Source organism: Pedobacter steynii (assembly GCF_001721645.1).
GTDB classification, from domain to species: domain Bacteria; phylum Bacteroidota; class Bacteroidia; order Sphingobacteriales; family Sphingobacteriaceae; genus Pedobacter; species Pedobacter steynii_A.
Genome location: NZ_CP017141.1, coordinates 126,810 through 149,967 on the forward strand (window position 1 = coordinate 126,810; position 23,158 = coordinate 149,967).

Annotated in this window: 23 protein-coding genes; 17 read left to right on the forward strand and 6 right to left on the reverse strand. The window is 42.3% G+C overall.

Translation table 11 applies throughout. The features are described from left to right. The first annotated feature begins 29 nt into the window (after positions 1 to 29). The 13 genes from zwf to BFS30_RS00575 all read left to right on the forward strand — a co-directional run bounded on the left by zwf (position 30) and on the right by BFS30_RS00575 (position 12,814). On the forward strand, positions 30 to 1,541 hold the full coding sequence (zwf, locus tag BFS30_RS00515; RefSeq protein ID WP_069377482.1) for a glucose-6-phosphate dehydrogenase: 1,512 nt from the start codon (positions 30 to 32) through the stop codon (positions 1,539 to 1,541). 83 nt (positions 1,542 to 1,624) lie between these two features. Continuing rightward, on the forward strand, positions 1,625 to 2,350 hold the full coding sequence (gene pgl / locus BFS30_RS00520) for a 6-phosphogluconolactonase (RefSeq protein ID WP_069377483.1): 726 nt from the start codon (positions 1,625 to 1,627) through the stop codon (positions 2,348 to 2,350). Positions 2,351 to 2,844: 494 nt separating this feature from the next. Then, on the forward strand, positions 2,845 to 4,578 hold the full coding sequence (locus BFS30_RS00525) for a hypothetical protein (RefSeq protein WP_157262840.1): 1,734 nt from the start codon (positions 2,845 to 2,847) through the stop codon (positions 4,576 to 4,578). Between the two features lie 39 nt (positions 4,579 to 4,617). Further along, a complete protein-coding gene (locus BFS30_RS00530) occupies positions 4,618 to 5,367 on the forward strand; it encodes a hypothetical protein (protein ID WP_069377485.1) in 750 nt (249 codons plus the stop codon). 40 nt (positions 5,368 to 5,407) lie between these two features. Next, positions 5,408 to 6,355, forward strand: coding sequence for a gliding motility-associated C-terminal domain-containing protein (locus tag BFS30_RS00535; protein WP_069377486.1), 948 nt, complete (start codon positions 5,408 to 5,410; stop codon positions 6,353 to 6,355). A gap of 24 nt (positions 6,356 to 6,379) precedes the next feature. Continuing rightward, positions 6,380 to 7,363: a type IX secretion system membrane protein PorP/SprF gene (locus BFS30_RS00540; RefSeq protein WP_069377487.1), complete on the forward strand. Its 984-nt coding sequence runs from the start codon at positions 6,380 to 6,382 to the stop codon at positions 7,361 to 7,363. Between the two features lie 48 nt (positions 7,364 to 7,411). After that, a complete protein-coding gene (locus tag BFS30_RS00545) occupies positions 7,412 to 8,542 on the forward strand; it encodes an NAD(P)/FAD-dependent oxidoreductase (RefSeq protein WP_069377488.1) in 1,131 nt (376 codons plus the stop codon). Next, the gene (locus BFS30_RS00550) at positions 8,539 to 9,252 is read left to right on the forward strand and encodes a methyltransferase domain-containing protein (protein ID WP_069377489.1); all 714 of its coding nucleotides are present in this window, start codon (positions 8,539 to 8,541) and stop codon (positions 9,250 to 9,252) included. Before BFS30_RS00545 ends, BFS30_RS00550 begins: the two co-directional genes overlap by 4 nt. Next, on the forward strand, positions 9,249 to 10,301 hold the full coding sequence (locus tag BFS30_RS00555; protein ID WP_069377490.1) for a type III polyketide synthase: 1,053 nt from the start codon (positions 9,249 to 9,251) through the stop codon (positions 10,299 to 10,301). Before BFS30_RS00550 ends, BFS30_RS00555 begins: the two co-directional genes overlap by 4 nt. Positions 10,302 to 10,328: 27 nt before the next feature. Beyond that, a complete protein-coding gene (locus BFS30_RS00560; RefSeq protein ID WP_069377491.1) occupies positions 10,329 to 10,775 on the forward strand; it encodes a 3-hydroxyacyl-ACP dehydratase FabZ family protein in 447 nt (148 codons plus the stop codon). Then, positions 10,768 to 12,045 carry a beta-ketoacyl-[acyl-carrier-protein] synthase family protein gene (locus BFS30_RS00565; protein WP_069377492.1) on the forward strand — a complete coding sequence of 426 codons (1,278 nt, stop codon included), beginning with the start codon at positions 10,768 to 10,770 and terminating at the stop codon, positions 12,043 to 12,045. Before BFS30_RS00560 ends, BFS30_RS00565 begins: the two co-directional genes overlap by 8 nt. A 50-nt stretch (positions 12,046 to 12,095) precedes the next feature. Next, positions 12,096 to 12,350 carry a phosphopantetheine-binding protein gene (locus BFS30_RS00570; protein WP_069377493.1) on the forward strand — a complete coding sequence of 85 codons (255 nt, stop codon included), beginning with the start codon at positions 12,096 to 12,098 and terminating at the stop codon, positions 12,348 to 12,350. Then, on the forward strand, positions 12,347 to 12,814 hold the full coding sequence (locus tag BFS30_RS00575) for a 4'-phosphopantetheinyl transferase family protein (protein ID WP_069377494.1): 468 nt from the start codon (positions 12,347 to 12,349) through the stop codon (positions 12,812 to 12,814). Before BFS30_RS00570 ends, BFS30_RS00575 begins: the two co-directional genes overlap by 4 nt. Here the strand turns inward: BFS30_RS00575 and BFS30_RS00580 are convergent. From BFS30_RS00580 to BFS30_RS00590, 3 genes are all read right to left on the reverse strand, one after another. Continuing rightward, a complete protein-coding gene (locus BFS30_RS00580; protein WP_069377495.1) occupies positions 12,805 to 13,701 on the reverse strand; it encodes an exopolyphosphatase in 897 nt (298 codons plus the stop codon). The two genes, BFS30_RS00575 and BFS30_RS00580, sit on opposite strands and share 10 nt — an antisense overlap. Positions 13,702 to 13,706: 5 nt before the next feature. Further along, positions 13,707 to 15,764 carry a polyphosphate kinase 1 gene (gene ppk1 / locus BFS30_RS00585; RefSeq protein ID WP_069382212.1) on the reverse strand — a complete coding sequence of 686 codons (2,058 nt, stop codon included), beginning with the start codon at positions 15,762 to 15,764 and terminating at the stop codon, positions 13,707 to 13,709. 111 nt (positions 15,765 to 15,875) lie between these two features. Next, positions 15,876 to 16,664, reverse strand: coding sequence for a hypothetical protein (locus BFS30_RS00590; RefSeq protein ID WP_069377496.1), 789 nt, complete (start codon positions 16,662 to 16,664; stop codon positions 15,876 to 15,878). Positions 16,665 to 16,790: 126 nt separating this feature from the next. On the opposite strand from BFS30_RS00590, the gene BFS30_RS00595 reads away from it, so the two are divergent. Together BFS30_RS00595 and BFS30_RS00600 are read left to right on the forward strand one after the other, a co-directional pair. After that, the gene (locus BFS30_RS00595; RefSeq protein WP_069377497.1) at positions 16,791 to 17,282 is read left to right on the forward strand and encodes a YajQ family cyclic di-GMP-binding protein; all 492 of its coding nucleotides are present in this window, start codon (positions 16,791 to 16,793) and stop codon (positions 17,280 to 17,282) included. Positions 17,283 to 17,356: 74 nt separating this feature from the next. Continuing rightward, the gene (locus BFS30_RS00600) at positions 17,357 to 17,791 is read left to right on the forward strand and encodes a GNAT family N-acetyltransferase (RefSeq protein WP_069377498.1); all 435 of its coding nucleotides are present in this window, start codon (positions 17,357 to 17,359) and stop codon (positions 17,789 to 17,791) included. Positions 17,792 to 17,799: 8 nt separating this feature from the next. On the opposite strand, the gene BFS30_RS00605 is transcribed toward BFS30_RS00600, so the two are convergent. After that, entirely contained in the window at positions 17,800 to 19,113 is a 1,314-nt protein-coding gene (locus BFS30_RS00605) for a nicotinamide mononucleotide adenylyltransferase (protein WP_069377499.1), read from the reverse strand. A 51-nt stretch (positions 19,114 to 19,164) separates the two neighbouring features. Between BFS30_RS00605 and BFS30_RS00610 the strand changes: the two genes are divergently transcribed. Beyond that, positions 19,165 to 20,919 carry an ABC transporter ATP-binding protein gene (locus BFS30_RS00610; RefSeq protein WP_335645349.1) on the forward strand — a complete coding sequence of 585 codons (1,755 nt, stop codon included), beginning with the start codon at positions 19,165 to 19,167 and terminating at the stop codon, positions 20,917 to 20,919. Here BFS30_RS00610 and BFS30_RS00615 read toward each other — a convergent pair. Then, on the reverse strand, positions 20,916 to 21,803 hold the full coding sequence (locus BFS30_RS00615; RefSeq protein WP_069377501.1) for a mechanosensitive ion channel family protein: 888 nt from the start codon (positions 21,801 to 21,803) through the stop codon (positions 20,916 to 20,918). The two genes, BFS30_RS00610 and BFS30_RS00615, sit on opposite strands and share 4 nt — an antisense overlap. A gap of 109 nt (positions 21,804 to 21,912) precedes the next feature. Beyond that, on the reverse strand, positions 21,913 to 22,665 hold the full coding sequence (locus BFS30_RS00620) for an SDR family NAD(P)-dependent oxidoreductase (RefSeq protein WP_069382213.1): 753 nt from the start codon (positions 22,663 to 22,665) through the stop codon (positions 21,913 to 21,915). A 142-nt stretch (positions 22,666 to 22,807) separates the two neighbouring features. Here BFS30_RS00620 and BFS30_RS00625 point away from each other — a divergent pair, with 142 nt between their 5' ends. Further along, positions 22,808 to 23,158 (forward strand): winged helix-turn-helix transcriptional regulator, encoded by a 351-nt coding sequence (locus tag BFS30_RS00625; RefSeq protein ID WP_069377502.1) that lies wholly within the window; start codon positions 22,808 to 22,810, stop codon positions 23,156 to 23,158.

Genomic DNA, 23,158 nt, shown 5'->3' on the forward strand with positions numbered 1-23,158 from the left:
CAGTGAACTAAAGACACAAATTCACAACAATGAAAACAAGCATCAACCTCAATCCAACCATAATCGTAATTTTTGGTGGTACCGGTGATTTAAATTTGCGCAAACTTGCGCCTGCACTTTACAATCTACATTCTGACGGCTTTATGCCGGCAAAATATGCGATCATTGGTACAGCCCGAAAGAAGCTTACTGATGATGATTTCAGAAAAACATTGATGGGAGGCGTAAACAGCTTCTCCAGATCTGGTAAGGTGAAGGAAGATAAGTGGAACAAATTTGCAGAAAATATTCATTACAGCCCGGTTGATGTAGAAGCTCCGGAAACTTTTGGAGTTTTAAAAACTAACATAGAGAAGTATCAGAAAGAATTTGGCCCGGATACACAGATCCTGTATTACCTTGCAGTAGCGCCAAATCTATTCCCTCTGATTGCCAAATGCCTGTCTGAATATAACCTTGCAGGGGAAGAAGACAATTGCAGAATTGTGATCGAAAAACCTTTTGGAAGAGACCTGGAAACTGCCAGAGAGCTGAACAGCATCCTGACCAGCATCTTTACCGAAAAACAGATTTATCGTATTGATCATTATCTGGGTAAGGAAACCGTTCAGAATATCATGGCCTTCCGTTTTGCCAACTCCTTCCTGGAACCACTATGGAACCGTACCTATATCGATCACGTACAAATCTCTGTAACGGAGCAATTGGGTGTGGGCGACAGAGGAGGTTATTATGAGGGTGCCGGTGCACTGAGAGACATGATCCAGAATCACCTGCTTCAACTGCTTTGTTTAATTGGCATGGAAACCCCGATTAACTTTGATGCAGATGAGATCAGAAATAAAAAAGTCGATGTATTGAAAGCAATGCGTCCGTTCAGTCCGGAAGACATCAGGTTCAGTACCGTTCGCGGTCAGTACACCAAAGGATGGGTAGAGGGAAAAGAAGTTCCGGGATACCGTCATGAAAATGGCGTTGATCCGGATTCAAATACAGAAACCTTTGCTGCCATCAAGTTCTTTGTAGACAACTGGCGCTGGCAGGGAATCCCTTTCTATGTACGTACAGGAAAGCGTTTATTCCAGACTTCGTCATTGATCACCATTCAGTTTAAAGATGTACCTCACCAGGTTTTCCCTTCGGGAGTAACCGAGCACTGGCAACAAAACAGACTGATCATCAGCATCCAGCCGGAAATGAGTATCCGTTTACAGGTTCAGGCAAAAAGACCGGGACTGGACATGGTTTTAAATCCTGTAGATATGGTTTTCGACTATAAAGGAACGTATACTGCTCAGGCACCGGAAGCTTACGAAACGTTGTTACTGGACGTAATGACTGGAGATCAGACCCAGTTTATGCGTGCAGATCAGGTAGAAAGTGCATGGGAATTGCTGATGCCGATCGTGAATGCATGGGAGACTAAAAAATCATTGAGCTTCCCTAACTATACTGCTGATTCATGGGGTCCGGAAGATGCGGAAGCTTTGATTGCAAGAGATGGCTTCCATTGGTTTACTTTACCACTGAATAAGGATTAAAAAAAATCACATTTTTAAGAGGTTAATCGTAAGGGCATATATGGCAATTACGATTGACCTCTTGACAATAAAAACAAATCGTAATGAACTTATTGATATATAAAACCCAGGAAGAATTACAGGAAGATCTTGTCGATTATATTGTAGCGATCGCCAATAAAGCGATTGAAGAACAAGGTTGTTTCAATTTTGTACTTACCGGGGGGAACTCTCCAAAGGCATTGTACCATTCACTGGCGACCACCTATAAAAATAAAATCGACTGGACTAAAGTTTATTTCTTTTTTGGGGATGAGCGTAACGTAATGCCTACGCATGAAAGTTATAATGGTCTGATGGCAAAAAATGCTATGCTTGATCTGCTGGAAATTCCTGAAAATCAGATTTTCTATGTAGACACGACTCTGGCTCCTGAAAAAGCAGCTATTGAATACACCAAAGCGATCAATGCCCATTTCAAGGGTGGGGACCTGAGCTTTGACCTGATCCTTTTAGGGATGGGTGATGACGCACATACGGCCTCTCTGTTCCCTGGAACAACGATCCTGAACAGTAAAGAAGTAGAGGTTGACTCTGTATTTGTAGAAAAATTATCTACTTATCGCATCAGCTTCACCGCGCCATTGATCAATAAGGCAAAAAACATTGCATTTCTGGTTTTTGGAGAAAACAAAGCTGATGCAGTAAAACATGTGATCGAAGACAAGAAAAAGAATACCAGGTTATACCCTACCCAGCTGATTCAACCCGTTGACGGAAGTGTTACCTGGTTTCTGGACGATGCTGCTGCAGCCTTACTGGATAGCTAAATATTCAGACCTTAAATTAATATAAGGGTCCAATATCGGAATGCCCCAAAAAGTCTTTGACTTTTTGGGGCATTTTCTTTTATATTCGATTTCAAAGCGACAACGTTCATCTTTCGTTTATCGTATTCCGGGCTTTTTGAACCGGATAAAAAGGCGCCTCAAAATCGAATATAACGCACTTAACTATGAACAAAATGAATGATTTTTTCCTGAAATCAATACAAATGCCGATAGCTAAGTGATTTAGAACCCATTAGCAGATAGTTGTTCTATTATTAATAAAAAAACACTTAAATAAAGCAACTAAAAATGAACAATATGAACAGAGATTAAGCCCGTTTTCTGGCCTAAGTTTGAGGTAATAAAAAAACAAATTGGCTGTTTTCATGTATCCTGTGGCATAAAAACAACCATAAACCTCTTTCATCATGCTCTTGCTCAGACTGAAAAACATATATACAAGTTGTTTTTGGTTGCTGCTAACTTTCCTGTTAGTGGCTGGAGGAGGAAATGTGGTGAAGGGACAGCTGAGAACTTATGCCGGGATTTTGGGTTTACGCTCTGGAACCACCGGGGGAGCAAACGCCATCCTAACTGACGAAACTTTTGCTACCACTACCAGTCCGGTAGGACTTGCCAGTACATCCTCCCTTCAATTGCTATTTGCCAATACAACCAATGTGGTACCTGCAAACACCATTGTTTTTGTCAAAATCAATACGATTGGCTCCGTAGGTGTTACGGTCCAGACTGGTGCAACTTCCACAACTGCAGGTACAGATGTAGCCACCACGATGAATGTACTATTTTCTCCGGATGGAACCAATCTTTACGCCGCAGTCACTGCTGCCGTTCCATTTAATGCCGTGAAAGTAACCGTCACAGGAGCCTTGCTGGGCTCAAATTCCGTCAGGACATATTACGCATTTTACAATCAGAACAATCCGCTTGATTGTGGAACCGGAATGGCTGCCGGAAAGGCGGTGAATGCTGTATTGGCTATTGGCGCAGATGTCACGAATCCACTGAATGCCATTGATAACGACCCCACCCTTTCTACTGCTGCTTTTTTGACCTTAGGAACCCTTGCGGTTGCGGGTACTGTATCTGAAAATGTATATTTTTCCGGCCCATCTACTACGGGAGATGCTGTCCGCGCTACTTTTTCTATTCCTCCAAGCTTATTAAATGTTGGGCTTTTGGGCAATATCTCCATCCAGGCCTATAGTGGAAATACACCCATCGGTACTCCTCAAAGTCTGGCTTCAGTACTCAGTCTGGACTTGTTGGGATTACTGGGCAGCAATGCGAAATACACATTTTATTTTGTTCCAGGCCAGACATTTGACCGGGTCGAATTCGTAGTAGGTGGCGTAGTATCTCTTTTAGGTGGTTTAAACCTCTACGATGTTCAAAGGGTGCCCAGCCCCCTGATTGCTGGCGCCAGCCCTTTAAGTGAAGTGAGTGCCTGCGGAACAACCGCAACAGTCAGCATTGCCGCTCCTTTGGCAGGCATCACCTACCAGTGGTACAATACGGCCAGTGGCGGTACAGTTTTGGGCACAGGTACTTCATTTCCTGTAACGGGATTAACTCCTGGAACCACCAGCATTTATTATGTAGAAGCCATAAAACCAGGTTGTACCAATGCCTTAAGGCATCCGGTTCAGATTAAATCCCTTGCCTTACCTACTGTTGGTCCAATTACCGGTAATACCAATATCTGTTTAAATCAGTCAACTACACTAAGCAGCACTTCAACCGGAGGTGTCTGGTCCAGTAGTGATCCTTTAATCGCCACCATTAACAGCAGTACCGGTGTGGTAACTGCGGTATCCTCAGGAAGCAGTACCATTACTTATACCTATACAGATCCTGCTACAACCTGCTCCAATTCCGTCCAGGCAACCCTCACCGTAAAGCCTCTTCCTGCCCTAAGCAGCAACCTCAGCCCCGTTGTCTGCAGTGGCAGTGTCTTTAATTATACTGCTACAAGTAATTTAGGAGGGACCACCTTTAATTGGAACCGTGCTGTTGTTTCAGGTATCAGTAATCCTGCAGGCTCCGGCCTGACCAGTAGTATCAACGAAACACTGATAAATACCACCAATTCAGCTATTACCGTCACCTATGTATTCAACCTAACAGCAGATGGATGCTCAAATGTAATCAATGTCCAGTTAAAGGTAAATCCCAAGCCTGGGATTCCACATATATTATCTCAATAACCTCTTAATTATTCACAAACCCCTAAAATTTTAAAAATTATGAAAACGACAAGTAAAACAATCAGACTGGCAGTAGCATTTTGTTTCCTGTTCATCTTGCCATTAAGCGTTTTTTCAGCTACACCAGACATCTACGTATGCGGTACAGGATCCGTTACACTTGCCTATAGCGGTACTTATGTACTGGCAACAGGTGATAAGGTGGTATGGCAAAAGGTAGACGCCGGCGGAGTTCCCGTTAGCGGATATACCGCAGTAGTCAATACTTTTTCCGGAACAGCGGGTAGTGCAGATCTTACCGTAACTGGTGGCACGGATATTACCGCAGCCGGTGAACATTTTTGGGTGGCTCATGTAATCAGCGCAGATCCTGCAGCCTGTACCGGAGATGTATCCACACCTATTGATATCTATATGCTGCCTACATTTACTGTGGCTGTTACTCCGGCAGCAACGACCTATTGTGTGGCTGGAACAACAAATACAACTAAAACTGTGGTTAGTTCATTGGCTACTCCGGCCTCGGGGCTTCCTGCGAATGTAGTTTTTACCTACGATTGGAATGGTACAACTCCTGGTGCAGGTACAGTAGACGGAACTGATTCTAAAAAATTCAACATGACTTCTGTTACTCCGGCCAGCTATACTGTTACTTCCAACGTAAAATATGATGTATCCGCAACAGGAAAAACGTTAAAATCAGCAGGTGGTACCGCATGTCTTGAAACCGGTTCAACAACAATTACCGTTGCGCCTAAGCCAGGAACACCAACGATTACAGTTTCTTAAAACTAAGGTACAAATGTCTTACCTATAACTGATTAAATACGTGTCGAACAGAAAAATAAGTTTTGTGTCAGGTATGCTGTTGCTTAGTGCAACGGCATGCTTTGCGCAATCTTCTGGTTCTACTTCGACGAATATTCCAAATGGATCTTCTCTGAAGCTACGGGCCAATTCTGTTTATGCCGTATCCTATCAATGGATCAAAGACGGTGTAACGATTCCGAGTGCTACTCAACAGGAATATGTTGCATTACTACCCGGCACTTATACCGTAATTTCATTCAATACGGAAGGCTGTGCCTCCGATATCTCAGCACCGCTGATTTTAACCTCCGACCCCGGCCCTTCCGTTACAGCGGATGTAATGATCAAAAAGCAATCAGAACTCAAAGGGGTCAGCATCAACAATACTTTTGAATACACCATTCAGGTGAAAAATAATGGCGCAGGTGCAGCAAACCTGATCAAAGTACATGATGTGCTGCCTAATGAATTAATTCTGGAAGAACTTGGAAGGCCAACATTGGGTTTTGCAAATTACAACCAGGGTAGCAAAACCATCCTCTGGGAAATTGTCAGGTTGGAAAACGGAGCAACTGCGGACCTTAAAATAAAGGTGAAGGCTCTAAATTCCGGAATGATCAGCAATACCGCCACAGTAACGGCCACTGAACAGGATCCCAACCCGGATAACAATACCTCCACAGACCTTAAATCAGTGGCAAACATTACGATTCCCAATGTATTTACCCCCAATGGAGATGGTATGAACGACACTTTTGTTATCCCGGGACTGGAATTTTTTGAGGCCAATGAACTCACTATATTTAATCGCTGGGGCTCTACTGTGTACGACAAAAAAGGATACAAAAATGATTGGGATGGATCCCAGTTAAATGAGGGTACCTACTTCTACCTATTGAAAATCAAATCAGCTTCCAACAAATGGGAGGTCTATAAAGGGTTCATTACCATTATCCGCGGAAAATAGAACATTAAATGATCAGTTATTAAGATGAAAAAAGCTTTATTACTATTCCTTTTAATTTGCATCCATCAGGGACTTCGTGCCCAACAGGACAGCCAGTTCACCCAATACCTCTTCAATGGGCTCCATATTAATCCGGCATATGCAGGGACGAAAGGGGATTATTACATTCAGTCTTTTTATCGTTCTCAATGGCAGGGCGTAACAGGTGCACCAAAATCCTTTTCCATCGCAGCCGACGGATCCTTTTATGACGGTAATGTCGGACTTGGTTTAATTGTAGCCAATGATCAGATTGGTGCACAAACCAGTCTTACAGCCTTTGCAAATTATGCTTATCATTTAAGGTTAAATGATGAGGGAAATGCAAACCTCTCCTTTGGATTGGCCGCAGGTATGATGCAAATGGGCCTTAATGGAAGGAAGTTGATCGAAATAAACCCGGGAGATGGCGCCATCATGCCATACGCCTCACAAACCAAAATCTATCCGGATGCACGTTTCGGAATTTACTATTCCAGCAAGAAATATTTTGCGGGTATTTCGGCTACAAACCTGGTCGCCAGATATATGTCTGACAAAAACAGTAACGATTTTCTGGTACCAGTACCTGAACCTCATTTTTACTTCAGCGCAGGTGCATTGTTTCCGTTGAGTGATGACATCCACATCAAACCAAGTATTTTAGTTAAAGATGACATTAAAGGGCCAACCTCAGTTGATTTTAATGCCTTTTTTTTAATTAAGGAGCGCGTGTGGATCGGCAGCTTTTACAGAGGTTCTTACAACATACACAATCGCAACCTGCAGCAAAATCTGCCTGTTAACAATTCTATTGGTTTAATTACTGAAATATTTGCTACCCCGGATCTCAGAATCGGGTATTCTTACGACTATTCCCTTGGCAAACTCAGAGGTTATGGCAGTGGAAGTCATGAAATTTCTGCCGGACTGTATATCAATAAGAAAGATTATAAAAAAACCAGGCTCACCCGGTGTTATGTCTTTTAAACAATTCAGCAATTACCTTGTTATAGTTATCAGCTTACCTGTCCCTGTATGGAACCTAAGATTGATATACTCATTACAGGAGGTGGACTGGCGGGATTAACCGCAGCAATCCATCTCTTAAAATCAGGATTTCCAGTAACACTTATTGAAAAAAACACTTACCCTCATCATAAAGTATGTGGCGAATATATCTCGAATGAGGTTCTTCCCTACTTCGAATGGCTGGGTATAGACATTCAGGACCTTCAGCCCAACCGGATTCAAAATTTCCAGATCTCTACCATTAAAGGCGACCATGTAAAAGCAAGCCTTCCCCTGGGCGGCTTTGGAATCAGCAGATATACCCTTGATGCCTTTCTCTACAAATATGCAGCACTAAATGGTTGTGTCTTCATCCATGAAACGGTCTCCGACATTACTTTCAAGGAAGATGAATTTCAGGTAAGCCTTTCGAACAAGCAGGTGATTCCAGCCAGAATTGTAATCGGGGCCTATGGTAAAAGAGATGCGCTGGATCAGAGGTTATCCAGGAGCTTCATTCAAAAGAAGTCGCCATGGCTTGCCATAAAGGGGCACTATGAAGGTTCTTTTCCCGATGGGCTCGTCGCCCTCCATACTTTTGAGGGTGGATATTGTGGTGTTTCCAAAATTGAAGACAACCGGATCAACATCTGTTATCTGGTAAATTATGCCTCCTTCAAATCCTACAAAAGCATTCCAGAACACAGAATGCAGGTGCTTTACAAAAATGAGCACCTAAGGAAAATCTTCGAAAATTCAACAATGATTTTCGACCAATCGATGGTGATCGGACAGATTTCCTTTGAACGAAAAAAGGCTGTAGATCAACACATACTCATGATTGGAGATACCGCCGGATTGATCCACCCGCTCTGTGGAAATGGAATGGCAATGGCTGTACTTAGCGCTAAGATTTGTGTAGAGTCCATTATCTCCTATTTAGACGGAACAATTTCAAGTCGTCAGGAACTGGAAATACATTACCAGAATTTATGGAACAAACACTTTAACAGAAGGCTCATCACCGGAAAAATAATTGCCGGGATCCTGAGGAAGAAGCAACTCTCTTCCCGATTCTTACGTATCTTAATGAGGTTTCCATCCTTATTACCACTACTGATTAAACAAACCCATGGAAAACCTATAATGAATAAATGATGATAAATACCTCCCGAAGAAGTGAAGCAACAGAAATCATGGATAATTTTTCCATGGAGGGGGAAATATTGAGAGATGCCCTCGACAAAATTGCAGGAATCAACCGGCTTTTAGGAGGAAATAAAATCAGTATTCAGGGAGTGAATGCTTTGCTTAGGAGCGGCAAAGAGAGAGAGGAAATCAGAATTCTTGACGTCGGCTGTGGCAATGGAGATATGTTGAGGACATTGGCAGATTTTGCGATTAAAAAACAATTCAAATTCCATCTCACTGGCATAGATGCAAATTCCTTTACCATTGGTTATGCCCGGCAATTGTCTGAAAATTATGAAAATATTCATTTTCAATGTGCCGATATATTTGAGGAGATCCATTCGGAAAATAATTACGATCTCATTCTCTGCACCCTCACCCTCCACCACTTTAAAGATGAAGAGATCTTAAAGCTTATCAGCAGTTTTAAAGAAAAATCAAGGCTGGGTATTGTAATTAATGATCTACAGCGCAGCGCCATTCCCTACTACCTGTTTACCGCGTTATGTTTTGTTTTCCGGCTCAATAAGATGTCGAAACAAGATGGACTGGTCTCCATTTTGAGAGGATTTAAGAAAGCTGACCTGCAGCAATACTCCAAACAATTAAATTTAAAAAATACCACCATCCGATGGAAATGGGCATTCCGCTACCTATGGATTATCCCTTCAATATGAGTGTAAAAATTAAAACGATTGCCAGGGCATTGCCTGCCTATTCCAGGACTACAGAAGAGATCATTCCCTTTTTGGACGGATGGCTGTCCGGGCAAGAGGACCGGTTTATCAGAAAGGTAAAAAAGATCTTCGAAAATGCGATGGTCGACAAAAGATACTCGATCATGTCGCCGGAAGAAGTTTTCAGTAAGATCTCCTTTGAAGAAAGAAATGATATTTACATCAGAGAGAGCATCCGGCTTGGAACGGATTGTCTAAAGCTGGCTTTGGAAAAAGCCGACTGGAGTGCGGCAGATTTAGATTATATCATTACGGTGAGCTGTACAGGAGTGATGATCCCATCTATGGATGCTTACCTCATCAATAACTTAAAACTACGACAGGATATTGTACGCTTACCGGTTACCGAAATGGGTTGTGCTGCCGGAATCTCAGGAATGATTTATGCCAGGAATTTTCTACAGGCAAATCCCGGAAAACGTGCAGCAGTAATTGCGGTAGAATCGCCAACTGCCACATTCCAGCTGAATGATTTTTCCATGGCCAATATCGTGAGCGCTGCTATTTTTGGGGATGGTGCCGCCTGCGTGCTGATGTCTTCCGATCCTCGGGATGAAGGGCCCGAAATGATAGCAGACGAGATGTACCATTTCTACGATGCGACTCAGTTAATGGGTTTTCGCCTGCAGAATACGGGATTAACAATGGTACTGGATGTGGAGGTTCCGGAACAGATTGCTTTACATTTCTCTCAGATCATCCATCCTTTTCTGGCGAAACAAGGGTTAAGCATTGCAGAGATAGATCATCTGATCTTTCATCCCGGCGGAAAGAAAATCATTCAGATCGTCGAAGAATTGTTTAGTCAGTCAGGGAAAAATATCAATGAGACTAAAGAAGTACTCCGGCAATATGGAAATATGTCAAGTGTCACCGTACTCTATGTACTGGCCCGGTTTATGGATACCCGTCCTAAGAAAGGAGAACTTGGTCTGATGCTGAGTTTCGGACCGGGTTTTTCTGCTCAGAGAATATTATTAAAGTGGTAAATTAGCAGATTAATTATAGAAAAAGACATGAATACAGCAGAATTACTTAGCCACTTACCTTATACCAAGCCATTTTTATTTGTTGATGAGTTGCAGCACATTGATGAAAACAGTGTGAAAGGATCTTATACCTTTTCTAAAGATCTTGATTTTTATAAAGGTCATTTCAAGGACCAGCCGGTAACTCCAGGTGTGATCTTAACGGAAACAATGGCTCAGATTGGTTTGGTTTGCCTGGGTATCTACTTAACAGCAACAGCTGTTGGTGGTGTTCCCGGACATGTGATGCTGACTTCGACCGCCATCGATTTCATGAAGCCCGTTTTCCCGGGAGAGAAAGTAACTGTAACCGCAGAAAAGGTATACTTCCGTTTTAAAAAATTAAACTGTACCGTACAAATGACAAATGAAGCAGGCGAGGTCGTTTGTAAAGGAACGATTGCAGGAATGGTAACCAATAAAATGAATGCTTAACAGGGTAGTCATAACGGGTTTGGGTATAGTTGCCCCAAATGGGCCTGAACTCGGCTCATTCCTGGAGGCGATGCGCCTGGGTCGTTCCGGAATCGCCCATGATCCGCAATTGAAAGAACTCCAGTTTTCCTGTCAGATTGCAGGAAAACCATTTCTCTCTGAAGAACGGATTGCCCGCTATTTCTCGGAGCTGGAACTAAAAAACTTTAACAGCTCCGGGATTTTATATGGTGTAATTGCTGCCATGGATGCCTGGAGGGACGCGGGATTAAGTACAGAAGCCACAGAAGAACCGGACTGGGACAGTGGGACCATTTTTGGAGCCGGCAGCTCCGGAGTTGATAAATTCAGAGAAGCAATTTATAAAATAGACGACTTGCAGGCCCGTAAACTGGGGAGTACCATTGTCATGCAAACCATGGCGAGTGGCATCAGTGCCTATATTGGCGGGAAGCTTGGACTGGGCAATCAGGTCAGCACAAACTCTTCGGCTTGTACAACAGGCACAGAAAGCATTTTAATGGCTTATGAGCGCATCAAATCAGGACAGGCAGTCCGAATGCTTACCGGTAGTACCAGCGATAGCGGGCCCTATATCTGGGCTGGATTCGATGCCATGCGGGTATGCACATTCAAGCACAATGATTCTCCGGAACAAGGATCAAGACCCATGAGTGCCAGTGCCAGCGGTTTTGTTCCGGGAAGCGGCGCCGGGGCCCTGGTGCTGGAGTCATTGGAAAGCGCCCTGTCCAGAGGAGCGAGAATCTATGCAGAGGTTCTTGGAGGAAATATCAATTCCGGCGGGCAACGCGGTAATGGCACGATGACTGCACCAAATACAATCGCCGTTCAACGTTGCATCACTGCTGCAGTTCATCAGGCCGGCATCCAGGCGGCCGACATCGATCTCATCAACGGACACCTCACCGCGACTTCAAAAGATCCCATCGAAATCATGAACTGGAGTATGGCCCTGCAAAGATCAGGTCAGGATTTTCCCTATATCAATTCTTTAAAATCTATGGTTGGACATTGTTTAGGTGCAGCGGGAAGTATCGAATCTGTGGCCGCGGTGTTACAGTTACATCATGGATTTATAGCAGCAAACCTGAACTGTGAGGACATACATCCGGATATCTCTGCCTGCATAGATGCTGATAAAATACCCCGGAAGATGGTAGCTAAAGACATCAATATTATAGCCAAAGCAAGCTTTGGATTTGGAGATGTAAATGCCTGTATCATTTTAAAAAAACTTATTACTCCCTGATCTGTTTGATAGGAGTAACAGGGGGATCGACTACTATTTCAAAAGAAAACATGGATAGACAATTATTACTCTCAAAATTAAAAACCATTGTTGCCAGCTATAGTCATGACAAGGATGCTTTAGAATACCTCAGCGAAACCACCGATTTCACAAAAGACCTGAAAATCAATTCTGCCAATCTGGTGGATGTAGTACTGGATGTCGAAGAAGAGTTCGACATTGAAATAGACAATCTTTCTATGGAACGTATGCTCAATATCAGCGCTGCTATAGAAATTATAGAAAGTAAACTGAAAGAGAAGTGATCGGTAACGACATCGTTGACCTGCTGCAGGCAGATACAGACAGCAACTGGCAGAGAAAAGGATATCTTTCAAAAGTTTTCTCAGCTGATGAGCAGGAGATGATCCGGCAGTCGGCCAATCCTTGTCAGCTGGTCTGGCTGTTATGGAGCATGAAAGAAGCCGCGTATAAGGTTCATTCCAGAAGAAAAAACTGGCATGTTTTTGCTCCGGCAAAACTGCTTTGCAGCGAACTTAATATCCATGGTCAGCTTGCGTCAGGTATTGTTATTTGTCAGCGGCACCGGTATTTTACGCAAAGCTCAGTCTGTACTGACTTTATCCATACCATTGCCAGTGAAAGCTTTCCCATACCACCGGTAAGAATTGAGATCAGTAGTTACGACCCCGCTGAGCGCAGTTACCGGAATACAGCACCGGCCACAGTTAGTCACCATGGCCGATACCTTGCCCTGGCTTATTTGTAGTTCGATTGAACCAGATTCTCTTCAATCAAAAGGTTGATGATTCCATCAGCCATACCTACTTTAGGCACATAGATTTGTTTGATGCCTGTCCATTTCAACAATGTGATATAAATTTCACAAGCTGGAATAATTACGTCTGCACGATCCGGATTCAGACCAAAGACATTAATCCTTTCCTTTAAAGAATGTGCATTCAGATTGTTATATAGACCTTTCAATTTTAAGAATGACATTGGCATTCCTTCTTTTTCATCAGACATCCGGTAAAGTTTGTTGATGTTTCCACCCGTACCTATGGCTGCAAGATTTTTTAGTGTTTTCGTATTTTCCTTCACCCACAATTTCATTTCCTCCCAGGTCTCTTCCCTGTCCTGGTTGTCCAGGATTCTGATCGTTCCGATGTCAAAAGATTTAGAGGCAATCGGAATGCGGTTTACAAATACAGAAAGCTCCGTACTTCCTCCACCTACATCAATATACAGGTAACTTTTTTTGTTATCCAGGTTCTCTTCAATATGATTGGAATAAATGATATTGGCTTCTCTTTGTCCTTCGATAATTTCCAGATCAAGATCAGTTAATTTCTTTACTTTTTTGATGATATCGGTTCCATTTTCTGCTTCACGCATGGCGGAAGTAGCACAGGCCAGATATTTAGACACCTGATATACATCCATCAGGTTTTTGAAAGCAGCCATTGTTTTTAACAGGTCTTCAGTTTTACGTTCCGAGATGCGGTGATCCAGGAAGGCATCATCTCCCAAACGTAAAGGAACCCGGATCAAAGTGTTTTTTTTGAAGCCAAAGCCTTCATCATTTTTCGTGATATCAGCAATTAATAACCTAACGGCATTTGACCCTATATCTATAGCAGCATATCTAAGCATTGGCTTTATTGATGTTTATTTTTTAAGTAATTGTAGGTCTGCACCTGCGCCCTAACTTTTGTATTGATTCTGTTTTTATGATATTTATTATTGTTCAGTTTGGTAATATCCCGTGCTTTAACATTGTCCTGTAACTGAAATTCGATGATGTCTCGGATCTCCTGGCGAACCTCCTTATCGAGTACCGGAAAGCCGACTTCTACCCGATGTTCGAAATTTCTGCTCATCAGATCTGCTGAGGAAAGGAACATTTCTTCTTTCCCGCCATTTCCAAAGATGAAAACCCTCGCATGTTCCAGAAATTTATCAATGATGCTGATTACCGTAATATTTTCGCTGAAACCGGGAACTCCGGGCACCAGCGTACAGATTCCTCTAACGATCATCTTAATCTTCACTCCTGCATTGCTGGCTTCGTATAATTTTTCTACTACTCCCTCATCGGCAAGACTATTTACTTTCAGGATCATATATGCCGGTTTCCCCTGTTTCGCAATTTTGATTTCCCGTTCAATCAGGCCATAGAACTTCGTTCTGGAATCAAGGGGGGAGACGATCAGGTGTTTGAAACCATCCGCTACCGTTTTTTTATTCAATGCGGTAAATAGCTTCAGCAGGTCATGAGTAATTTCCTTTTTCGCCGTAAAAATACTGTGGTCACAATAGATTCTTGCTGTTTTCTCGTTGAAATTTCCCGTAGCGAGGTTCGCATAATAAACCGCCCTGCCCTTTTCCATTCTCTTCACCAGACAAATTTTGGAATGCACCTTATAATCAGTCAGTCCATAATTCACATTTACCCCTTCTTCCTTAAGCCTGGTACTCCAAAAGATATTGGCCTGTTCATCAAACCTGGCTTTCAGTTCTACTAGACAGTTTACCTTTTTACCATTTTTTGCCGCGTTGATCAAAGCGTTAACTACTCTGGAATTTTCTGCAAGCCGGTACAAGGTGATATTGATCTCCGTAACTTTCGGATCAATGGCCGCCTCTCTTAAAAATAGAATGATATAATCGTAGGATTGATAAGGCAGGTTGATCAGGTAATCGCGTTCGGCCAGCTTATTAAAGATGCTTTCTGTGCGGTGTAATCCAGAAACCTTAATCGGCGGATTTTGCGCATATTCCAGCTCTTTACCACCCACATTAGGGAAGGAAATAAAATCACCAAACCGGTGGTAACGGTTACCCGGAATCAGGCTTTCGGCTTCAATTTTCATCTTGTTCACGAGTACGGTAAGCATTTCAAAGGGCATTTCCGTATCGTATAGCAAGCGCATCGGCTTTCCTTTTTTACGTTTATCAAGGCTACTCTTCAATTCCTCAATAAACTTATCGCTTACATTTTTATCGATGTCCAGTTCCGCATCACGCGTCAACTGAATAGAATAGGCACTCAGCTCATCATAGTTAAAAACATAAAATATATCGTCCAGACAGTATTTGATAATGTCTTCGGCAAGAATAATAAATTTAAGGCCGTTAGTTTCCGGTAGCACTAAAAATCTGGGAAGATCCGGAGGCAATTCGATCAGGGCATACCTGGCATTCGTTTTAGACGATTTTTTAGAAAGCCTGACAAAGAAATATAGATAACGGTCTTTAAGTTCGGGAAAAGGCTTCTCCAGGTCCACCATAATGGGCACCAGATTGGAAAGTATTTTATCCCGGAAATGGTTTCTTACAAACTCTCCCCTCGCCACATTCAGCTGGGTTTCATTCAGGATAAAGATCCTGTTTTGTGCCAGTTCGTTGATTAGCGTGGCCTGGAATAACTGTTCGAACTTACGCTCCTGTCTGACCACAATATTCTTTATTTCATTCAGGATCTTTTTGGGATTGAAACCCAGTAAAGCTTTTGCTTTTTCGTTTAGATTGGCTAAACGACTCATTGTGGCTACCCTAACCCTATAGAATTCTTCCAGGTTAGAAGAAAATATAGACAGGAACTTGATCCGCTCAATCAGGGGAACCGTTTCATCTGCAGCTTCCTGCAGGACCCGTTCGTTAAAATATAACCAACTGATCTCTCTATTTAGAAATGGTGCCTTTTTTCTCGTCATGTATAAAATAAAAAAATCCCTGTAAGAAACAGGGATGCTCAAAACTGCAAATTCTATTGTTAAGTAATTGTTAATTATCACTTAACCATAGAATTAAAACTTAACCTCCCGTTATTTGCTCTCTGCAGCATCCTTCACAGGCGCTACAGGTTCCGCAGCAACTTCAGGCTTTGCCGGAGCAGGCTCTGGTTTGGCGGGTGTGGCTTTCGGCCCACTTGCTTTTGGTGCAGCAACAGGTTTGGTGGCAACAGATTTAGCGACCACTGGTTTAGCTGCAGCAGCCTTAGGGGCAGCCGGTTTCCTGGCGGCAGTGGGCTTTGCAGCCGGCTTAGCTGTTGTTTTTGCAGGCGCTTTTACGGCTGTAACAATTTCTTTTTTAGCATCAGCTGCAGCCTCAGTGACCGCTTTAGCAGCAGTTTTTGTTTTAGCTACCACCTTAGTCGCAGTTTTAGCAATAGCATCAGCAGCCTTTTCTTCGCTGGCAATTGCAGCAACTTTGACGCTTTGAACTACGGGTTTAGCCTTTGCAACCGCTTTCTTAACTACTTTCTTTGCATTTTTAACGTCTTTGGAAACTTCCTTCTTCACCTCTTTCTTTACAGACTTGGCTTTCTTTTCTGCTTTTTTACCAGCTTTAGCAGCTTTCTTTTTCACGGAGTCACTTGCCGCAGCTGCTTCTTCCAGTTTTTCATTCACTACTTTCCTTACTTCCAGGAATTTCTTAGACAATTTACCGGCAACAACCTTGCTGGCTTTGGCAATATCATCCCCTATTTTCTCGGCATCATGGCCTAAATGTTTTACTACTTCAAAGAACTTATCGCTAAGACTCTTTTCCAATTGTTTTTTGGCTGCCTTTTTATCAGCTTTCTTTTGCACTCTTGATTTATTGCCTTTCATATTCTTTTATTTATAAGTTTTATTGTTGATCGTATTCTTTGTTTAATGTTATATTTGTGAGAAGAACCCTCAATGGGTTAATTTTTACTTTAAATCTAATATATTTTTTATTCTAAAGCTATAATCATGCCCACTTTTGATATTGTAAGTAAAGTTGACGCGCAAACTTTTGACAACGCGATGAACAATGCAAAAAAAGAAATCCTGAACCGTTACGATTTCAATACGTCTAAAAGTACGATAGACCATGATAAGAAGACCAACCTAATCACTATCGTAACAGAAGACGATATGCGTTTAAAGGCCATTCAGGATGCTATTATTTCCAGAATGGTAAAACAAGGTCTGGATTCTAACAGCCTGGACTTTGGTAAAGAACAATATGCTTCAGGAAATATGATCAGAAAAGAGATCTCTGTTAAGGAAGGAATTGACAAAGAAACTGCTAAAAAAATTGTTGCAAAAATAAAAGCCAGTGGACTAAAAGTTCAGGCTTCAATGATGGATGACCAGGTTCGTGTACAAAGTAAAAGCATTGATGACCTGCAAGGCGTCATTGCACTTTGCAAGGGCGAAGATTTTGGACAACCGTTACAATTTATAAATATGCGTAACTAATCTTTTTACGTCACTTTATTTCCGGACAATTCCAGAAATAAGGTGACGTAATTTTTAGAGGTAAACCGATACTCATGGAAATTATTGACAGTGGTTTTATTTATTCAGACGACAAGCAAAAAATAGATGCGGTTGCCGTTCACCATTACCTGAGCACCCAATCTTATTGGGCTCAGAATATTCCCTTGAAAACCGTTCAGAAATCTATCGATAATTCCCTCTGTTTTGGAATTTACAAGGATGCCGAGCAGATTGGATTTGCCAGATGGATCACCGATAAAGCTACCTTCGCCTACCTTGCTGATGTATATGTATCTGAGATTTACCGCGGACAGGGACTTTCTAAAAAGCTCATGTCCCTGATGCTTTTCCATCCTGATTTACAAGGATTAAGAAGGTATATGCTGGCCACCATGGATGCCCATGGCTTATATGCACAATTTGGGTTTAAACAAATTGACCATCCGGAAAGGCTCATGGCAGTTGTCATTAAAGACGCCTACCTGTAAAACCGGCCTTAAACCGTTTTCACATCCCCCTCACTATAATCCCTGATATCAGCAATATATCCGTTCAGGATAAGGAAATCAAACAAAGGTTTGGCATCAGGCGTCACCGGCATATTTGCACTGGTAATTACCGTATTGGTCTTTTTGTCCAGAAAAGGATAGGCGAATAAGCGGACATTCTTACTGAACATATCACTCACATAGCTCAACAGCTGACTGGAATAGTTCTCTCCGAAGTTATTGGAGTTGAACACAAATTTAAGGTTATTGATGTTCGTAGAAATCCCCACACTTTTCGGCTTGCAACGGTCTAAATATTTAGCCAGTTTGTTGTGTCTGGTAAAGTTAGATACCATCACAAGGTTACCAGTTTTGCACATGTCTTCCGCACGTTTAGCCACGGCTTCCAGGTCGAAGCTTTCTGGTTCTTCTTCTCCGGAACTCAGCACATTGGACATCAACACTTCAATCAATACACTTAAATTCTCTTTACTGACACTTTCGGAGTGTACAAACTGGTCTACAGCTTTATTTAACATGCTGAAGTTGGGATTGGATTTCTGCGCGTATTTCGTCCGCAAAATCATGATGTCCTTTTTATACAAAAGATCTTTAGGTAAACAAGGTTTACCAAGAGAGTCAAATATAGCGGCATCCGAGAAGTCCTTTACAATCAGGTAAAGGTTCAAAAGGATGTTGTTGATATTTTTAAATGCAGGTCCGTTGACTGAGATTAAATCGATCTCCACAGAACCTACAGTAAGGTTATCTGCCAGAGATTCAATCATTGTTTTTGGATCCTGATTATAATAAAAGGCAGCATAAACCAGGTTTACTCCAATAATCCCCAATACATTCTGTTGCAATGCAGCATCGGTATCCAGTAACCTGACGTGGAAAAAGATTTCATTAGGCTCCCCTCCAGGCTCTGCCTGGAAACGGATTCCAATCCAACCGTGAGGATCATTTGATTTGTTATAATTTAAGGTTGTTACGGTATCTGCAAAAGCAAAGAAAGTACGGTCATCATATTTCTCTCCGTGTAACCTTTCATTCAGTAAGCTAAACTCATGGCTCAGCATTTTCAGTAACCTGGACTGACTAACATACCTGCCAGATTCTTCAACTCCATAAATCGCATCACTAAACGTCATGTCATAAGCAGACATGGTTTTAGCAACCGTTCCTGAAGCAGCCCCAGCAGTAAAAAAGTTACGGGCCACTTCCTGTCCTGCACCGATCTCTGCAAAGGTTCCGTAAATCTTAGGGTTTAAGTTAATCTTCAAAGCTTTACGCTTGGTATCCAGAATTTCTCTTTCCATTTTGCAAAAATAACACAATAACACGGAATTCAGGCCATAAAATTGCCTATCTTGATTTCAATTTTTTTAAGATCAAAACACTACCTTGGTTGTCAGATGCTAAACGTTAAAAACCTCGACATACAGTTCCTGAATAAAGAAGATAAATCCTGTCTAAAAGCCGTGAACGATATTAGTTTCCGGGTAGAAAAAGGAAAAGTTCTGGGCATTGTCGGGGAATCAGGATCTGGAAAATCAGTAACTTCATTCTCTATTATGAGGTTACATGATCCGGAAAATACCAGGATTACCGGAGATATTGAATTTGACAGGATCGACCTGCTTGGCTTATCCGCAGCTGAGATCAGAAAATACAGGGGCAATAAAATTGCCATGATCTTTCAGGAGCCTATGACTTCTCTAAATCCTGTCTTCACCTGTGGTTATCAGGTTCAGGAAGCCATTATACTCCATCAGCATAGTAATAAAAGCGAGGCCAGAGCACAGACTATCGAATTATTTAAAGAGGTACAACTCCCTCGTCCGGAGCAAATTTTTGAAAGCTATCCCCATCAGCTTTCCGGCGGACAAAAGCAGAGGGTAATGATTGCCATGGCACTTAGCTGTAATCCGGAGTTGTTAATTGCCGATGAGCCAACGACTGCCCTGGATGTTACGGTTCAAAAAACGATCCTGGAGTTGTTACTGAGGTTAAAGGAAGAGCGCCAGATGGCCATGATATTTATCTCTCATGACCTTGCGGTAATCCGCGAAATTGCAGATGAAGTTGCAGTGATGTACAAAGGGAATATTGTGGAGCAAGGACCTGCGAAATACGTATTTGAGTTGCCGGAACATCCTTATACCAAAGGTTTGCTGGCTTGCAGGCCCGATCCGAAACATTTATTAAAAAAACTTCCTGTTGTTGCAGATTTCCTAAACGAAAACAAAGAGATGGCGGTGGCCCACCTGTTGGAAAGCAATGCCTATACTGCTGTGGAAATTGCAGAAAGGAGAAAAAACTTATATGCTCAAACACCTATCCTTCAGGTCAGAAACCTATGTACCTGGTATCCGGTAAAAAAAGGGTTATTCGGTAAACCTACAGAATTTGTAAAGGCCGTAGATGATGTTTCATTTGAGATCTTTCCAGGTGAAACGCTTGGACTGGTTGGCGAATCCGGCTGTGGTAAAACCACACTCGGCAGAAGTATCCTCAGACTTGTAGAGCCCAGTTCCGGAACCCTGCTGTTTGAAGGAACAGATATGCTGTCTTTGAATAAGACCGCCTTAAGAAAAATGAGAAGAGAAGTGCAGATTATTTTTCAGGACCCCTATTCTTCTTTAAATCCGCGACTAACAGTAGGTAACGCATTGATGGAACCTTTACAGGTTCATGGGCTGTTTGTGAACGACCAGCAACGTAAAGCCCATGTGCTGGAATTGTTGGAACGTGTAGATTTGAAAGCGGAGTATTTCAACAGGTATCCACATGAGTTTTCCGGCGGACAACGTCAGCGGATTGTGATTGCGAGAGCATTGGCACTCCAACCTAAATTCATCATCTGTGATGAATCTGTTTCTGCGCTGGATGTGTCAGTTCAGGCACAAGTGTTGAACCTATTGCGCCAGTTGCAGCAGGATTTCGGATTGACTTATATTTTTATTTCGCACGACCTTTCTGTGGTAAAACACATTTCCGATCGTATGATCGTGATGAATAAAGGAAAAATTGAAGAAGCAGGTTTTCCGGAAGACATTTACAACCATCCCAAAGCGGAGTACACTAAGAAACTGATTGCCGCAATTCCCGGCAGCAATCGCTAATGAATTTCCAGTTCATCCTGCCCTGCAGCAAGACGTAATAAAGCAGTATTGAGCAAACGTCTGACCACCCTTTCTTTGACTTTGTCATAATGTTTCAGCAGCACCATGACTTTAAATATGGCTGCATCCTTGTTGATGGCTATCGTCTTTACTGACAGGCCACCCTCCATTACATTTTCCGTATTATTGGCAATGGCCTTGTTCAGGTATTCTTCGAGAAAAGCAGGAGTATATCCATTTTTTAAAGGCATATCAAATTCAATGCTCAGCTTCTTTGTATTCTGTTTGGACTGGTTAATAATGACAGAACTGAAAGCTACGGAATTTGGAATAATCACCATATCACTATCTTCATTCTGAAGAATCATATTGATCAGGGTAATGTCCAGAATCTTTCCTTCATGCTCCCCTAAGCGAATGTGGTCGCCCAGAGAAAGCCGGTCGGAAAACATAATGATCAAGCCGTTGATCATATTGGCAATATAATCTTTAAAGGTAACCGCCAGGGCTGCAGCAACAATGGAAACGCTAAAAATCAGGTCCTTCGGATTGACATCGAAAAAAGAAGTGAATGCAATTGCGAAAAAGACCGTATTCAAAATAGAAACCACCCTATTGATTCCAAGAATAAAGTTGTCCTTGATGTTCTTTTTTAGCTTGTGCTTTTTAACATACCAATAAATAACAATTAACCGGATCACAGATATGATCAGACTTGGTCCTAAAAAGAGAATGGAAGTATCTGCAATTTTATCCAGTGTAGGATATTCTTTATAAATTTCCGGATTACTGATGTAAAAATAGATCAATACTAAGCATATGAGCGCTTTTACCAGAATCATCAGGAGCTCCTTACCTGTTTGTCTCTCTTTGTCTTCTATCATTTTTAACTGGAGTTTTAATTAAAAAGGGTTCAATTCTCCGGTAAAAACAAAGGTACAAATTCATAGTGTGATTTTATTCAGCAGAAAAAACCTTCTCTGGTCTAAACGATCAAAAGGCGTAATGACGTCCCCCCCCGTCCACAACGGCCACCGTACCAGTAATGTATTTCGCTCTTGGTGATACCAGGAAAGCAGCCATATTGGCGATGTCCTGAGCTTCGCCAAAATCCCCAAGCGGAATTTCCCGCTCAGCGTGTTCTTTACGTTGTTCTGCTGTAAAGAAACGGCGAATATTTTCCGTGTCTATCAAACCCGGCTGCAGCGAGTTGACCCTGATGCCATATCTTCCCAATTGCCCGGACAACTGTTTGGACCACACCACAATTGCTGCTTTGGCAACAGCAGAAGCATTGATCATTTTTAATTCATACGTACTGGTAATGTTCAGGATGGAGCCTTGTTTGCGTTCCATAAACTGAGGTAAAAGTTGCTGGGTCAGTTGCCTGTGGCGATCAAAATCCAGCGTCATCGATGCAGCCCATTCTTCCTCTGACCCAATTACATCTAATGGCCGGCTGCGCCCTGCATTATTAACCAGAATATCAACCTGCCCAAGACTGGACAATGCAGCGGCCGCAATCTTTTCTGGTGCATCAGCAGCAACAAAATCCTGAATGAAGGTAACGGGCTCTATGCCACCAGCTTTCCTGATTTCGGCTTTCAGACTGTCCAGTAGATCTTCGTTTCTGGCTGTGGCAAAAACTTTTACCCCCTCCGTAGCCAATTCTTTCGTGATTGCCCGTCCAAATCCCTGACTCGCGCCAGTCACTACTGCTGTTTTACCATTTAAATAGAGATCCATAGTTTTTATAATTAAGGCGACCGTCTCCCGGACGATCCGGTTAAAAAAATGTTTTTCAGAAATTCCTTTGTAAAAGTAGTCCGAAGCATCTAATTTTACCTGTGTTACAGCCAATTGTGCGGTACGAACAAACTTGTAAGTAATGGCAGCCCGAAAAAAAAACTCAACCTATACCCGTAATGAAGAACACATCATTGAATGTGATCTTACCTATGCTGTCAACAAAATCAATGGCAGATGGAAAATATTGATCATCAGCAAACTGGAATCGGGAAAAATGAGATTCGGGGAGCTAAAGAAAGAGTTCCCCTATATGACAGAGCGTATGCTCAGCCTACAACTCCGGGCAATGGAACAGGACGGACTAGTTAAACGCACAGTTTATGCTGAAGTTCCTCCAAGAGTAGAATATGAACTTACGGAGATGGCATTGGCATTCGGACCTATTTTTAAGCAATTGAGTGAATGGGGAGGTAAATACCGGCTTCCATGA